The following is a 16,499-nucleotide window of genomic DNA, read 5'->3' on the forward strand; positions in this document are numbered from 1 at the left end:
AATGAACGAAAATCAAAATGAAACCTCAGTTTTAAGTCAAACAAATCTTTTGGGTCTTGGCACAAATCTTGCACTAGATCATGTATTACCATTGCTTCTTTTGGCAAATAGGGTTTCAAAATTACAAAATTTTTCACAAAGTGAAATGGCAAATTTACGTGAAAAATTGATAAACGATATCTTAAGCACTACTTCAAAGATATCAAATCTAGGCATTTACGAGGAAGACGATATTATTAGACTTAGGTATTGCCTTTGTGTTTTTATAGATGAGAGCTTGCTAAAAAATGAAATTTTTATGAACAGCTTTTGGGCCAATAATACCCTGACAACAAGATTTTTTAATGAAAATTTAGGTGGAAATAAATTCTTTGGCATTATGGATAAGTGGTTTGAAAATGTTGGCAAAAATAAAGATTTCTTAGAATTTATATATGCTTGTTTGGTGCTTGGCTATAAAGGAAAATATGAAACCCAAGAAGATTGCAATGAAAAAATCTCTTATCTTTGTGAAAATATAGCTGCGGCTGTTTCTCCGCTCATAAAGGCTGATGAAAATGTATTTGAAAAGAGTTACTTAAAACAGACAAAGAAAAGCTTTCTTGAGGTATTTTCGCTAAAGCGTTTAAAATTTTATTTCATTTTGCTAGCCATTGCTATGATCGCAGCTGCATTTTTATATAGTACATATTCTATGGATCAAAACAATATCAGAAACGATAGCATCCTAAATAATAAGATAGAGAATTTTATGGATAATAAGTAAGTGCAAGATAATTTTTGTAATAAATTTAATGAAGATTTTTTAGAGAATGAGCTTTATATTAGTTTAACTGATGAAATGTCAAAGTATAAAACTTTGATGCATGACAGTATAAAGTGGGATTATGTATTTAGCTCATCTTTAAAAGCTTTAAGTGAATTTAGCCTTGACGCTAAGCTTTTAAATTTCTTAGTGATTTCTGCTATAAATTTAAACGATAAAGAGGCTTTTAAGACACTTATAAAAGCTTTTATCTTTTTTCTATCTATTTTGAAAAAAGAGCCAAATTCACTTGCAAAAAATGAAAAGCAGCTACCTGCTAAAAAAAAGATAATAGCTCAAACAATAGAGCTTTTTACGCAAGCTAATAATAAAGCTTTGGATCAAGCTGACGCAAAAGCTTTTAATGATCTTGTACCTGAGCTTTCGAAAGAACTTGGCACACATTTTGATACGCTTTATATAGAAGAAAAAAAAGAAGAAATTTTAAAAGCTAAAGAGCCAAAAGTAATTACTAAAACTGAGCCAACTTACCATCAAAACGTTTCATTTAGCGGCAATGACATTAGTACATTTAATGATAGAGAATTTAGAGAATATTTTATAAATTTATCACTAATGCTTTTAAAGAGTGATATTAAAAATTTTAACGCTTATTCTTTAATTTTTGAAGCAATGTGGGGCAGAATAAAGGCGCTCCCATCAAGTAGCGATCAAATAACACAGATACGTTACCCTGATGAAAATCTGATTATGCTTTTTAAAAAAAGTAACGAACTCAATCTTGACAACTTAGAAAAATTTATAAGAAATTTAGCACTTAACCCATTTTGGATAGAAGGCATTAAGATATTTTGCGAGTTTTTAAATAGTGCTGGACTTGCAAGGCAAAGTGATCTTATTTGTGATATGGTTTTAAATTTTATTGATAAATTTCCAGATATAAAAAAGCTCAAATTCCAAAGTGGAGAATCTTTTTTTAGCGAAGAGATAAATAAATTTTTTATTAAAAGCAACTCTTTGGAATTTACTTCTAGCAGTGATAGTAAAAAAGATATGAGCTTTGAAGATCTAATAAAAGAACTAGACAAAAGTAAGCATGCTTCAAGTGCTCAAAGTGAGCTTAATTTTATGCTTGAATTATCAAAAATTTTTACTGCTCAAGGCATGAATAATAATGCAAAAGCTACCTATGCACAAATAGTTAATTTTATAGAAAATACCGAGCTTAAAGATTATTTATCAGACATATATATAAAGGCAAAAACATTTGTGTGATAAAATATGTTTTTTTAAATCACCTTTAATTTTATTTAAATATAATTCTTAAATCATTTACGAAAAAAGGATGTTACTATGGCAGATAATCTAATCCCACCAAAAGAACGCATAAATATAGTTTATAAAACTAAGACAAATGACCAAGAGGCTGATGTAGAGCTTCCATTAAAGCTTATGGTAGTTGCAAATTTAACTGGTGAAAACCAAACTCCACTTGAAGATCGTGAAGTGATTTCTATCAATAAAATAAATTTTGATCAGGTTATGAAAAGCTTAGATATTCATACAAATTTCTCTGTAAAAAATAAGCTAAATTCTAACAATGAAGATTTAAATATTGACCTTGATTTTGAGAGCATCCATGATTTTAATCCAGACAATATTATAAACCAAATCCCTGAACTAAAAAAACTTTTACAACTTAGAAAAGCTTTAGTTGCACTAAAAGGTCCTATGGGCAATATGCCTGATTTTAGAAAGGCGGTTTTAGAAGCTATAAAAGATGAAGATAGTAGAAAACAACTTCTTTTAGAGATTAAAGACGAACAAGATAAGGAATAAAAATGTCTGAAACTAAAGTTAAAACTCCTATCATTGAAAGCATAATGCAAAGGAGTAAATATTCAAAAGATGACGAGAGTTATAGTGTTGTAAAGCAAGGAGTTGCTGAGTTTATTTCAAATATAATCACAACAAATAATGCTGAAGATAAAATAAACAAGCTCGCACTTGATGAGATGATAGCCCACATTGATACCCTTTTATCTGCTCAAATGGATGAAATTTTACACAATAAATCTTTTCAAGAGCTAGAATCAACTTGGCGTGGAATTAGATTTTTGGTTGAGAGAACAAATTTTAATGAAAATGTAAAAATTGATCTTTTAGACGCCACAAAAGAAGAAATTTTAGATGATTTTGAAAATAATCTAGATATAACTCAAAGTACACTTTATAAACAAATTTATTCAGCTGAATATGGACAATTTGGTGGTGAGCCAGTTGGTGCGATAGTGGCTGATTATGAGCTAGATAAATCAAATCAAGATATGACTTTTTTAAATAAAATGTCATCAATTGCTGCAATGAGCCATTCACCACTTCTCACATCTCTTTCTGCTAAATTTTTTGGACTTGACAACTTTGGTGAGCTTGAAAATATAAAAGATCTAAAAAGCATGCTAGAAGGCCCACAATATACAAGATGGAGAACTTTTAGGGAAAATGAAGATGCAAAATACACAGGATGTATGGTAAATAGATTTCTTACAAGATCTCCTTATGTGCCAGAAGATAATCCTATAAAGAGCTTTAATTATAGAGAAACTGTAAATAATCACGATGATATGCTTTGGGGCAATGGAGCTTATGCGTTTGCTACAAGGCTTACAGATAGTTTTGCTGATTATAGATGGTGCGGCAATATCATTGGGCCAAAAGGTGGCGGTGCTGTAAAGGATCTTCCAACTTACACTTACGAAAATTATGGAAGCGTTCAAACAAAAATTCCAACCGAAGTTTTGATCACAGATAGAAGAGAATTTGAACTTTCAGAAAATGGATTTATCGCTCTTACTTTAAGAAGAGATAGCAATAACGCTGCATTTTTCTCTGCTAACTCTGCTTTAAAGCCTAAAATTTTCCCAAATACTCCAGAAGGTAAAGCTGCTGAGACAAATTTCAGACTCGGAACCCAACTACCTTATGTATTTTTGATCTCTCGTTTGGCTCATTATCTAAAAGTGCTTCAAAGAGAAGAGATAGGTACATGGAAAGAGCGTAGTGATGTTGAGCGTGGCTTAAATGAATGGCTAAGACAATACATCTCGGATCAGGAAAACCCACCAGCAGATGTTAGAAGTAGAAGACCATTTAGAAGTGCAAAGGTTATCGTTAGCGATATAGCTGGCGAGCCTGGTTGGTACAAAATAGAGCTTCTAGCTAGACCTCACTTTAAATTTATGGGAGCAAATTTCGAGCTTTCTTTGGTCGGAAAACTAGACAAAGAGTAAGCTTGCTATGTCGCTGATAGATAAAATTTTGTATGAATTTAGTGACGAATCAAAGCTACGTCCATATTTTAAAGATCTAGACAGCGACATAAAAGATCACATTGATACTATCTTAAACTCTAGACTTGGTAACTACGGCCGATTAAATGATAGTATTATTGATCTTTGGTCGATGGGTGTTGAGATAAACGAGCTTGGTCATAAACTTGGTATGGCAATATATGAATTAATCAGCTCAAATGAGAATAGAATAGAAGTAACATCTATCGGATATGATGACTCACTAAAGCCTTGGCGTATCATCTTTAATATAAACTACAAGCATAAAAACGATAATTTCAAAGAATATTTGCTAAAGGTTATCTTTAAAAACAATAGATATTGTGAGATTTTATAATGGACTATAATGAAAATAATCTAGCTTATTTTCAAAAAGAGATGGCGTATCTTGATGAAACAAGAGCTCTTTTTATTAAAAATTTTCCAAAAGTAGCACCCTTTTTAGATACTAAAAGCAAAGATCCTGATGTCGAGAGTATAATAGAAAATATGGCTATTTTGACATCTAGGATTAGGCAAGAACTAGATGAAAATATCCCACTAATCGCTGAGTCTTTAGTAAATATCTTAATGCCAAGCTATACAAATCCTTTTCCATCAGCTTGTATGCAAGAATTTACCTTAAGAGATGACTTCTCTGGGGTGAGAGAATTTATACCAAAAGGAAGTATAGTCGAGTCAAAGCAGATCAATGGCATAACGTGCAAATTTCAAACGATCTTTGACATAAATTTACTTCCCTTAAAGATAACAAAAGCTTTTATGTCAAACAACAAGAGTGATTATCTTCTAAATTTAAATATAAGCGTTACAAAGGACGAGCTTAGCACAAAAGAACTTGATATAGATTTTTTAAATTTATATCTTGGAAATAATGTTTACTTCTCTTCTACGCTCCTAATGTGGCTAAAAAATTACTTGAAATTTATTACAATAAGTTTTGAAGATAGCGATCAAGAGATAAAGTTAAGCCCTGATAAACTTAGTTTAGATGAGTTTGATGAGCGTTTGATAAAGAGTGATGAGTTTGGATTTGAAGCATTTGAGCTTTTAAAAGAGCTATCATTTTTTCCTTCAAAGTTAAATTTTATGCGATTAAATGGACTTGGCTTTCTTAAAAATTTTTCCGCAAAAAGCTTTAATATTAAATTTATATTTTCAAAAGATATGCCAAGTGGATATGTGCCAAGGCTAGAGTATTTTTCTCTTTTTGCTACGCCTGCAATAAATTTATTTGCAATGAGTGCCGAGCCTATTTTGAATAACAATAGGCGAAGCGAATATAGAATTTTTCTAGATCGCTCAAATATCGATGCTTATGAAATCGTTTCAATCAGTAAGGTGGTCGCCCACAGCAGTAATAATGAAAAAAGGATATTAAAAAACTATAAAAGTTTTGAGAGATTCGAATTTTTAAATGATGAGCGAGCAAAAGATTATTATTTTGTCAGCAATAAAACAGATATAAAACTAAACTCTTATAAAGAAATTTCTTTTTTTAAAAGTGACTCTAAAGATCAAACCATCAGCATAGATGCGTTTTGCTGCAATGGTGATTTACCTTGCAATCTAAAGCTTGGTGAGATAGATAGAGTGTTATCCCACCAAGGTGTAACAACTAAAAATTTAACTATTCCAACTAGTGTAAAGCGAGTAAAAATAGATGGAAATCTTCTTTGGAAACTAGTTAGTATCTTATCTTTTAGCTATCAAAGTATACTAGAGAAGGGCTCTTTTTTAGCACTTCTTAATACATTTAGCGCACCAGATGATGAGTTTTTTAAAAAATTTGCCAACTCGCTTTATGATATAAAAACAAAGCAAATTTATAGAGTTGATCAAGGCTTTGCAAAAAGAGGGTTGCTCTGCATATTCTATATAGATGAAAGTGAATTTGAGAGTATCGGAAATGTCTATGTTTTAGGTATAAATTTGGCTAAATTTTTATCAAAATTTGCCTCAATCAATTCATTTTGCGAGCTTAAAATAAAGTGTATAAAGAGTAAAATTTTGCTTAATTATGACTTTTTAGGTGGTACAAAAAAATTAATATGAACAAAGAACTAAATCAAGCTTCTTTTTTTAAATTAGTAAAGAACTGCCTAAAGCACCACGATAGAAGAGATATTTTTTTAAAAAATAGTCCAAGTTTTGCTTATCCGATTAATGAGCTTGAGAGCTTAAATAAAGAGGATGCAGTAAAAATCGTCGTAAATTTTATGGGTCTTTTGGGAAGTGGCTCGCATCTTACAAGCTATATTTTAGAAAAGATCTCAAAGAGTAACGATAATAATTTCGAGAAATTTTTTGACTTTTTTGATAATTACTTGCTTTGGCTTTTCTTTGATAGCATTAGTCTAAAAAATTATGCAAGATCCTTTGAAAAAGAGCTTAATGATAAAATTTCAAAGATTTTATTAGATATATTAAACATAAGCAATAAAAAATTAGCAAAAAAATTCTTACCATTTTCTCCGCTTATTATTAGTCAAAGAAGACCTAAAAGAGAGATTGAGTTTGCCTTGCAGCGTCATTTTAATTTAAAAAATAAACTATTTTTGCTAGAAAATCTACCAAATCAAATTTTCATAGCACCTTCAAATTTAAATTCGCTTGGCATCAAAAATAGGGCTTTGGGCAGAAATTTTATACTTGGTAAAAAGCTTTTTGAGAAACAAACTAAGATAGCAGTTTATATAAATGGCATAGATTATGAAGAAGCTATTGATTTTTTCCCAAAAAGAAGAAAGTTTAAAGAGCTTCAAGATACTCTTATCTTTTTTACGAACAATGAATTTGTTGCCGATTTATACATAAAAATAAACTATTCTCCAAAGATGCAATTAAAGCTTGGGATAGATGAAAGTTATAGTAAAATAGGCCTTGGTGCAAGGCTTAAAAGTAATAAAAATATGTCAAATTTTATAAAATTTAGGCTTTGCTCTTAAATTTTTAGATATAAAATCTAAAATATTTGTTATTATTACATTAAAGAAATATATTTATTTGTAAAAGGATGTGCATAAATGGCATTTATCGATTACCTAAGAAGATTTTTTGTCTTTTTTAGATTCAAACACAGTACAATTTTGGTAGCTTCTATTGCACTAAGCGTCTTATTTTGGCTTTACGCTCCACTTATAGCTTTTAACGATGTATATAGCTTTGCTAGTATAAGTTCAAGAGTCACTATATTAATTGCATTTTGGGCAGTTATTTTATTTTTTGTTTTAATCAAGCCACTAATGCACTATTTAGCATCTCAAAAAGATGAAAAAAACAATAAGCTAAAAGAGATAAAAAAAGAGTCTATGGATAGTTTTGGTAAGGCAAAAAGAAATTTTATACTTTCTTTGAAAGATGCCAAAACAACATGGAAAAAAGATATAAATTTTAAAAAATTACCTTTAATAATGATAATGGGTAATGAAGGTGCTGGAAAGAGCGCATTTATAAACTACTCAAATATCGAATTTCCACTATCTGATAGTTTAGATACTTATAAAAAAATACACAAAAGTACAACAAACTTTAATCTTTACATATCAAAATTTGGTGCACTTTTAGATACTGAGGGTATACATTTTGCACAAGAGAGCTTGTATCAGCCAACAGCTACTGAAGAGCTTCCTGAAGATGATGTAGATAAAAATAGGGATTACTTGCTTAAAAAAAGTATCTGGAGTGAATTTTTACACTTTTTAAAACGAAATGATTTTAACGCTAGATTAAGTGGTGCGGTTTTAATCATAGATACTAAAAAATTCCTTGAAGGCACGCAAGAATATTTTGATGAATTAATTAGATATATGATAAAAAGGGTTAATGATTGTGAGAAACATCTAAATATTAAATTCCCTATTTATATTGTTTTTAGCAAACTTGACTTAATAGATGGCATGGGAGATTATTTTAGGCTTTTCAATGAAGATGTGGCAAATAAAGCTCTAGGAATAAACTTAGATCCAAATTTCTCAAAACAATCACTAGAAACTGAACTAAAAAACCTAAGCGAGTCACTATTTAAACATCTCATGAGTAAGAACTCGATTTCGCATTTATTGGAAGATAAAAAACGTTCATATCTATTTTTAAAACAACTTGATAATTTTTTTGCTTTAGTGAAAGATTTTGTAACAAAGCTAAGCTCTCAAAATGCACTTAAAAATAGCTCAACCATAAATGGAATTTATTTCGTCAGTGCTTATCAAGAAAATATACCTATAAACTACCTTACAAACACTATTTGCGATAGATATAACATCAAAAAACCACTTTTAAGAGCGGTAAATAACTATAGTAAACAAAGCTATTTTGTAAAATCATTTTTAAAAGAGATAGCTTTTAAAGCTAACTTAAATAAATTTGGTGCTCAAAATAGATTTACAAAATTTGCAAATTTTGTTTTAGTAGCCATACTTTGTGCTGGAGTATATTTGGGTTCTAGTTTTATTTTAGATACTAAAAATATAAAAGAGCAAAATGCTATAAATAATGCAAATAAAATTTCTTCATACCTTGATGGTAAAAAATACAAGGATCTCTCTCCGACACAAAAGATTGAGCTTCTAAATTTACTAAAACAAAGTCTAAATGACTATCCAAGAATCTTCAGCGGTGATACTAAATTTGAGTATATAACACTAGATACTTCGTATAAAGGCTTTACTCCAGTTAAAGCGCTTTACTATGATTTAAATGCTGATTTTTTCAAAAATACAGTTTTAACTGAAATGGAAAATATACTAAAAAATGAAAGCGATCCAGATAAGCTAATAAAAGCATTTTATATGTATGATTCACTCTTTGACAAAGACTACACAAATGTGGATTTATTTAAAATTTGGATTAGCACAAACTGGGATAAATTTGAAAAATATGGCGTTGCAAAAGATGAATTCTTAGCTCATATTGAGGCTATTTTAAAGGCAGAAAATTTAAACATAACTGCGGACACAGTTGCTCAAAGTATAGCAAATACGAGACTATCACCTGTTCAAAGAGCACAAAGACTCTACTATATACTTGAGTTCATATCATTTAAAGACGATAAATCTTTTTATGATATTAAAAAAGATATTGAAAATTTATACACAGTAGTCCAAGAGAAAGAAGCATTTAAGCCATTTAATAAAATTTATACAAAAGAAAATTTAAGAGATTTCTTATCAAAGCTTAGCTCAAACATAGATCAAACAGCTGTAATAGAATCTTGGCTAATGGAGACAAATTCTTCTTTAAAAGATATTAGCTCAAATGATAAGAAAGAGTTAAGTATTGCCGTAATAGAGCTTTATTTGCAAAATTATGCCGATAAATGGAGTCAAATTTTAAGAGAAATAGAACCAAATGAATTTACCACAAAAAAAGAGGTCATAGAAGAGCTCGACATCTTGTCAAAGAGAGAAAATCCTTTAAATTCTTTAATAAAATTAACTAATCAAAATACAAATTTAAATGATGAGAATTTACTAAAATATATCTATTCTCTAGGATTTGCTTCAAGTGAGATAAAACGTGTTTTCAGTGATTTTAGTGCTAAATTTACTAATTATCATACGTTAAATTCTAATGACTTGCTAGATATTATAAGCAATGATGTAACAAGCGTTTATAAAAAAGTTAGTGACTATAACTTCGAAATGCTTCAAAGCAACGATGATAAAATAGTTTATGCAATAAATGGCATAAAAAATGAAAACGACCCATTTGTTGTCTTAAATAATGATGCTAAGAAGCTTCCAGATGAGTTAAATGAATATTATCAAAAGTTATCGACACTTGCATGGAAACAAGTAGAAAATGGCGCTTCAGCACTTTTATCAACAGCATATAGAGATGATGTTTTTGATGATTTTGAAAGTCTTATCAAGCCATTTTATCCATTTAACGAACAATCTCCAAAGGCTGTCAGTATAGAAGAATTTAAAAGATTCTTTGGCAAAAACGGAACTTGGAATAGCTTTTATGATAGATATCTAAAACAAATCTTAAGTAAAACTGCCGATGGTTATAAAATAAGACCAAAATATGCAAAAGAGCTAAGATTTAGTAGGGATTTCCTTAAAAATATTGCCTATATAGACAGAATTTCAAATTTAATGCTTGATTCAAATGATGAGCTAAAATTAAATTATAATTTAAAAGCTGTCGACTTATCGGCAAATTTCAGTCATATAAATATTAGTTATTCTAATAACTCTTTGACTTATGATCATACAATCGCCTCAAATTTGATAGTTTCAAGTAAAAATTTTGATATATCAACACAGTTTAAATTCAATGCAGTTTCAAGCACTGGAAGTGAGAGAAAAGAGCTAAGTTTTGATGGAGAGTGGGGCTGGTATAAGATATTGAAAGCTTCAAATTTTAGTAGTGTTGGTGTTAGTACGCTTAATTTTGATGGTAGAAGAGATTCGTATTTTGGCTTTGAAGTAACACCAAATGGAGGAGAGCTTTTAGAGCTTATGGATATCATACCAACGATAAATTTACCAAAGAAGATGCTTTATTAAGGATAAAATATGCAACAAATAGCAGCAGTTATACAAAATTACGATAAAGCGTCAAGCTTTTCAGCTCAATTTATCATTTTTGATGAAAATGGCGGTGATATAGGCTCACTAGATACTACAAAATTTTCTTGTAATGATATGAGCGATTCAATCGCACCAAAACACGCTCATATTGGATTTGAAGAGGGAGTTTTCACAATTTGTGGCTATAAAGATTGTGAAATTTTTTATAGTGATTCATATTCAAAGCTTCCAGATGACTATGAGAGCGTTATAAATTTGGGCGATGTCTTTAGAATAGGGGAGTTAAAATTTATATTTATAGACCCTTCTAGGATTGATGAATATATAGGGAAAGCCCATAAAATAATAGAAAATACGAAAAATTTTGACAAACTCGATGATAAACGTTTTGAGCCAGTTGGTAAAATTTCAAATGTTGATTTTAAAGAAGAGCCAAAGATAAACTCATTAATAAATGATAAAAAAGATATCACTTTAAATGAAAATGCGCACGATGCAGTTTTAAATTTAAATGAGATAGCTCAAAATTTTGATGAAGAAGAAAATGCAAATAATCAAAATATGCTAACTGCAAAAAGCATGGATGAGCTTTTGACAAAGATAGTTGAGAGTATAAAATTGCAACCAAATATGAGCCCTATAAGTGAGCAGACTAGGACTTTAAATACAAAAGACATGGAAACAATTATGAAAACTCTTCCTCTTAGTGACTCGACAGAACTAATAAATACTGTTTTGGTTAAGCTTATATGCAAAGAGCTATATAGCCAAATGTATGATATAGTCGAGAATAATTCATTTTTTAAATATCTTTCAGGAGCCGTACTAAAAAGTACTAAGGAAGATAAGGAAGCGTTTAATTATCTATTGCATAAAGCTCTTCAAAGCTATATGTTAAAAAAGTAATGTTTTTAATAAAACAGAAAGTAAATAAAAGATAGAATAATCCAAACTTTTTAATAGGAGTAAATATGTCACAACCAGTGTATATTAAAGTGAAAGGTTCTACACAAGGACTTATTTCAAGTGGTGCTTCAACAGAAGCTAGTATAGGTAATCGCTATCAGTCAGGCCATGAAGATGAGATCATGGCACAAGAGGTTTCTCACATTGTAACAGTTCCAACAGATCCACAAAGTGGTCAGCCGTCAGGCCAAAGAGTGCATAAACCTTTTAGTTTTACCACATCTTTAAACAAAGCAGTTCCTCTTCTTTACAACGCATTGACTCAAGGCGAGAGGCTTCCTGAAGTTGAGATCTATTGGTATAGAACATCAACTAGCGGCGGTGCGGAGCATTTCTTTACCACAAAACTAGAAGATGCAACTATAACAGATATTACTCTAGTAAGTCCAAATGCTCAAGACAAGCTAAACAGCGACAAAACAGAGCTTTTCAAAGTTTCAATGAACTATAGAAAGATAGTTTGGGAACACGTAGCTGCAGGCACTAGCGGAAGCGATGACTGGAGAGAAGCTACTAAAAAAGCTTAAAACCAACCTAGGGTTTACCCCTAGGGTTAATAAAATCATCTTCTAGCTAGAAGGACACAGATGAGCCATTTTTATCTTTATCTTTTAAATTAACATGATATGTGAAATGCGATATGAAACACCTAGCTATGATCATATTTCTCATAACATCTTTATATTCACATGAAGCAAATTGCACGGATATGTTTGGACTCATTTTTAATAAAAATTTAAGTGACACTGAAACGGCTAAGTATATAAAATACTATATAGATGATCTCGGGTGCGATGCTAATGCTAGCGTAAAATTAAATAATTTAACGATTAGAGCGAATTTATTGGAATTTGCTTACGATGCAAATAAAACAAAAACTTTTGATACTCTTTTGTTAAAAGGAGCATCAGCTAATGCTAGTTTAGCAACGTCCATAGGCATGAGCTTTGCATTTTTCTTTAGGGAAAATGGTGTCGGTATAGACAATAAAAAAGCTAGCCCTGAGCTATTGGAATTTATAAAAACACCAAAATATAAAGAATTTAAAGACGATAAATTTAGGCTAATTAAAAAGCTTTTAGTGCACGGACAAGACCCAAAAGACTATGAGGTTTTAAAGGTTATTTTGAAAATTATAAATGATGAAAAAGATTTAGATAATTTATTAAAGAATAGAACCCAAAAGGAATTAGCGCAATGAAGCAATTGGCAATAATCATATTTCTCATAACATCTTTGTATTCACACGAAGCAAATTGCACGGATATGTTTGGGGTTATTTTTGATAAAAAAATAACTGATGAAAATACCGCTAAATACATAGAATATTATATAGACAAACTGGGTTGTGATGCTAATGCTAGCGTAAAATTAAATAATTTAATGGCTAGATCGAATTTATTAGAATTTGCTTACGATGCAAACAAGACTAGAACTATTGACATGCTTTTAGACAAGGGTGCTACTCCAAATGGCTGGCTATCTACATCAATAGGGCTTGACTTTTCGTTTTTTTTTAATAGCAATGGAGTTCCAATAGAGAATAAAAGAGCCAGTAAAGAATTGCTTAAATTTATAAAAACATCAAAATATAAGGAATTTAAAGAAGAGAAATTTAAACTGATTAAAAAACTATTAGATCATGGGCAAGACCCAAAAGATTATGCCGTTTTAAAATCTATTTTAAAAATTGTAAATGACGAAAAAGAATTTGATGAGCTAGTAGAAGGTAGGAATAAGTAATGGATTTATTTAATATAAGTAAGAAGAAACTCGAAGTAAAAAATGATAATACTGATTTAAAAGACTTTAAAGAAAAAACTACCTCACAAAATGCAAAAGACAATGTAGATGCTTTTATAAGAGTTTATCCTAAACCTCCGCTAATGGGCAAAATTTTTGATGCTACTGGAGAAGGAGTAAAAAGAGGCATAGACGATCAAACAGAAATTAAATTCAGAAAATATAAAGAGGCAAAAAGGCTTGGCATACTGGAAGAGTCAAAGCCTACGATTAAATTAAATGATGCTGATATTAAAGAATTCGAAAAAAGATTACAAGAAGAAGAAAACGAAAAAAGATTAAAAGAGTAACAAATGGACAAAAATTTAACATCACCAACATCATCACTGACTAAGCCTGTCATGCTGGCATCTAGCAATTCAGTGGCAACAGACGGCTTTGTGGACTACGGCGTATCTAACGATACTTTCTCAACTCTTCAGATAGCAAACGAGTCCAACGATAAATTTATCGTTACGCGTGCAGATATTTATGAAAATTTAGAAAGTATATTTAGCATAGAGTGCTTTGCTTATATAAATTTGGTAAAAAACCCACTTTATGAAAATTTAGACACCATCTACAATAACGATAAAAGCTACTCAAGCATATATAAATATCTTGATAAAAGTATAAAGCTAAGCATAAAAAGGCCTTCTTCAACAAATAAAAACATCATCCCAGATGGTAGCTCAAACGATATGCACTTTAGTGGAATAGTAAGCGATGTAGAGTATCTTGGCGTAGACGATGAGACTAGTACAAATATAGATAAAAAATACTTCTTTAAATTTAAGCTAACTTCACCGCTATATAGACTAAGCATAAATAGAGCAAATAGAATTTATACAGACCAGAGCATTTTAGAAGTAGTAAAAGATATTTTGGCTTTTAATAAACAAAGACTAACCAAAGAGCTAGACTTCTCAAATATCAAAAATAACTACAACAAAAGAGAATTCATAGCCCAGTACAATGAGAGCGACCTAGCCTTTATAACAAGGCTTTGCCATGATAGCGGTATATATTTTTATGAAGATAATGAAAAAATTTATTTTCATGATACATTTATACTAGCTTATAGCAATCAAAATGAAAATTTTACTTCAAGCGATACAAGCAGTGGCAAGGAAGCTAGAAAAGTAAGTTTTAATGTAAATTTGAATAATAATCTAGCAACCGAGCATATAAATAAAATAACAAAGAGCGAGACGCTAAAGGCAAATAGCTTTACGCACTCTTTTCAAAATACAGCTTATCCAAATATGCTAGAGAGTAAAAATGAAAAGATATTTGACGAGCAGGTAAATATCTATGACAAGCATATAAATTTGGACGAGTATTCATTTAGTGATACTAGCTTGCTTGAAGTTAGCACCTATCTTAAAAAACTAAGAAGCGATATGCTTTTAAAAGAATTTACCGCTAGTTCAAATGTATTTGCACTAAATTTAAATGATAATATCTCGGTAGCCATTGACGCTAGTAAGGGTGAATATGAGTTTAAAATAATAGCTTTAAAGCATACTTATATTGATGAGAGCGTTTTAGAAAATACTTTAAATTTAGGCGATAATGTCCCATTTAAAGATAAAAAATTTATAAGCTCATACACAAACGAGATAAGCATCATTCCAAGTAGTGTGAAATTTGTCCCAAGCTACAAGCAAAAGCCAAAAGCACCAGATATCACGTTGGGTCTTGTAGTCGGTCAAGATGGACTAAACAGCCAAAATAACACGATCCATACTGATAGCTATGGTAGGGTAAAGGTGAGGTTAAATGCTTTTAGTACACAAGAGATAATTGATAAAGACGACGCTATCAACGCAAGCTATCACAAGAGTGCTTATCTAAGAGTGATAACGCCTATTGCTAGCAATAGCTCAGGATTTTTTGCCATACCAAGGATCGGCGATGAGGTTATCATCTCGTTTTTACAAAACGATATAGACAACCCAGTAGTAAGTGGTAGCCTATATAATGCCTCAAATACGCCACTTGTAAATGTAGATAGCAACTATCACCAAACATCTCTTAGCTCAAAAACAATTGGTGCAAATGAGACCGGTATAAACGAGATCACTTTATCAAATTTAAAAAATAAAGAGCAAATTTATGTAAAAGCAGAAAAGGACTATGACGAGCTTGTAAATAACGACTTTTCTCAAACAATACTAAATGACAAAAGCTCACAAGTGCATGGAAGTTACACCGAACGAGTAAAAAAAGCTCACATTCAGACGATAGATCTAGCAAAAAATGTAAATGTGGGAGCTGAATATCTAACAACAGTCGGGCTTTCAAAAGATACAGTAGTGGGCGTCTCAAATACGCTAAACGTAGCTGTTGATAACAATACAAGAGTAGGTCAAGATAGTCATGAATTTGTAGGACATGATAAATTTGTAGAAGTAAAATCAAATCTTAATACGACCATACATAATGATGAGATGAGAGAGGTAAAAGGCACAAAAGAGCAAAATATAGATGGTGGCTATAAGCTAAATTCACAAAAAGGCATAAATGAATTTAGTAACGAGCATATTGTGCTTCAGGCAAATAGCTACATTGATATAAATGCTAAGTCAAATTTCACAACAAAAACAGCTGCCCAGCACACTGAGATTGCTGATTCAAAATTTAGCAATATAGAGACGACTTATGAGGTAAATGCCAAAGATAAGATAATCCATCAAGTAGGTAGCACAAAAGTAACGATAGAGGGATCAAGTGTCGTGATAGAAGTAGCTGGCGTAAAGGCGATATTTGATAGTAGAGGGTTAAGAGTTATTGGTGGAGATATAAAGGCTTTATAAGATCATATTTAAAGACTTACTTTCTATTTTAGTAGGTCTTTAAATTTTTAAATAAAATCAATCTCTACTAAAACTAATGCTAAGAATTTTAAAAGCAAAGGCTAAATTTTAGAGCTACGATAAAAGATAGTCACACAAATATTTCACATGGTACAATAGACAAGCTCTTCTAAAATTTATATAATTCATTCAAAATTTCAAATAATATAAACAATAAGGAGAACATGATGGCTAAAGAAGCCGGAGTAGTTAAAAGCGTAAACGGAGGAATAGCAAG

14 protein-coding genes are annotated in these 16,499 nt (G+C 30.7%); all 14 read left to right on the forward strand.

The genetic code is table 11. The features are described 5' to 3' along the window. The first annotated feature begins 1 nt into the window (after position 1). The 14 genes from icmH (at position 2) to CVT13_RS06735 (ending at position 16,222) form a co-directional block, all read left to right on the forward strand. Positions 2-766 (forward strand): type IVB secretion system protein IcmH/DotU, encoded by a 765-nt coding sequence (icmH, locus tag CVT13_RS06670; protein ID WP_084110013.1) that lies wholly within the window; start codon positions 2-4, stop codon positions 764-766. Beyond that, on the forward strand, positions 767-2,041 hold the full coding sequence (locus CVT13_RS06675) for a type VI secretion system domain-containing protein (protein WP_107812015.1): 1,275 nt from the start codon (positions 767-769) through the stop codon (positions 2,039-2,041). It begins immediately after the preceding gene. A 78-nt stretch (positions 2,042-2,119) separates the two neighbouring features. Beyond that, the gene (gene tssB, locus CVT13_RS06680) at positions 2,120-2,605 is read left to right on the forward strand and encodes a type VI secretion system contractile sheath small subunit (protein ID WP_054195918.1); all 486 of its coding nucleotides are present in this window, start codon (positions 2,120-2,122) and stop codon (positions 2,603-2,605) included. A gap of 2 nt (positions 2,606-2,607) precedes the next feature. Continuing rightward, positions 2,608-4,056 (forward strand): type VI secretion system contractile sheath large subunit, encoded by a 1,449-nt coding sequence (gene tssC / locus CVT13_RS06685; protein WP_054195919.1) that lies wholly within the window; start codon positions 2,608-2,610, stop codon positions 4,054-4,056. Between the two features lie 7 nt (positions 4,057-4,063). Next, positions 4,064-4,453, forward strand: coding sequence for a hypothetical protein (locus CVT13_RS06690; protein ID WP_054195920.1), 390 nt, complete (start codon positions 4,064-4,066; stop codon positions 4,451-4,453). Further along, a complete protein-coding gene (tssF, locus tag CVT13_RS06695) occupies positions 4,453-6,171 on the forward strand; it encodes a type VI secretion system baseplate subunit TssF (protein WP_107812016.1) in 1,719 nt (572 codons plus the stop codon). Before CVT13_RS06690 ends, tssF begins: the two co-directional genes overlap by 1 nt. Next, positions 6,168-7,064, forward strand: a complete 897-nt coding sequence (locus tag CVT13_RS06700; RefSeq protein WP_107793912.1) for a type VI secretion system baseplate subunit TssG — start codon at positions 6,168-6,170, stop codon at positions 7,062-7,064. Before tssF ends, CVT13_RS06700 begins: the two co-directional genes overlap by 4 nt. Before the next feature lie 78 nt (positions 7,065-7,142). Beyond that, positions 7,143-10,631: a type VI secretion system membrane subunit TssM gene (tssM, locus tag CVT13_RS06705; protein WP_107812017.1), complete on the forward strand. Its 3,489-nt coding sequence runs from the start codon at positions 7,143-7,145 to the stop codon at positions 10,629-10,631. A gap of 9 nt (positions 10,632-10,640) precedes the next feature. Further along, positions 10,641-11,561 (forward strand): hypothetical protein, encoded by a 921-nt coding sequence (locus CVT13_RS06710; RefSeq protein ID WP_107812018.1) that lies wholly within the window; start codon positions 10,641-10,643, stop codon positions 11,559-11,561. 65 nt (positions 11,562-11,626) lie between these two features. Beyond that, entirely contained in the window at positions 11,627-12,148 is a 522-nt protein-coding gene (locus tag CVT13_RS06715) for an Hcp family type VI secretion system effector (protein WP_054195925.1), read from the forward strand. 113 nt (positions 12,149-12,261) lie between these two features. Continuing rightward, complete coding sequence (locus CVT13_RS06720) at positions 12,262-12,822, forward strand: hypothetical protein (RefSeq protein WP_107812019.1); 561 nt, start codon at positions 12,262-12,264, stop codon at positions 12,820-12,822. Beyond that, on the forward strand, positions 12,819-13,364 hold the full coding sequence (locus CVT13_RS06725; RefSeq protein ID WP_234411996.1) for a hypothetical protein: 546 nt from the start codon (positions 12,819-12,821) through the stop codon (positions 13,362-13,364). The genes CVT13_RS06720 and CVT13_RS06725 overlap by 4 nt, the downstream gene beginning before the upstream one ends. Continuing rightward, positions 13,364-13,714: a hypothetical protein gene (locus tag CVT13_RS06730; protein WP_107812020.1), complete on the forward strand. Its 351-nt coding sequence runs from the start codon at positions 13,364-13,366 to the stop codon at positions 13,712-13,714. The genes CVT13_RS06725 and CVT13_RS06730 overlap by 1 nt, the downstream gene beginning before the upstream one ends. Before the next feature lie 3 nt (positions 13,715-13,717). Then, on the forward strand, positions 13,718-16,222 hold the full coding sequence (locus CVT13_RS06735; protein WP_199907282.1) for a type VI secretion system Vgr family protein: 2,505 nt from the start codon (positions 13,718-13,720) through the stop codon (positions 16,220-16,222). Positions 16,223-16,499 lie beyond the last annotated feature (277 nt).

The sequence above is a fragment of the Campylobacter concisus genome (assembly GCF_003049085.1).
In the GTDB taxonomy this organism is placed as follows: domain Bacteria; phylum Campylobacterota; class Campylobacteria; order Campylobacterales; family Campylobacteraceae; genus Campylobacter_A; species Campylobacter_A concisus_H.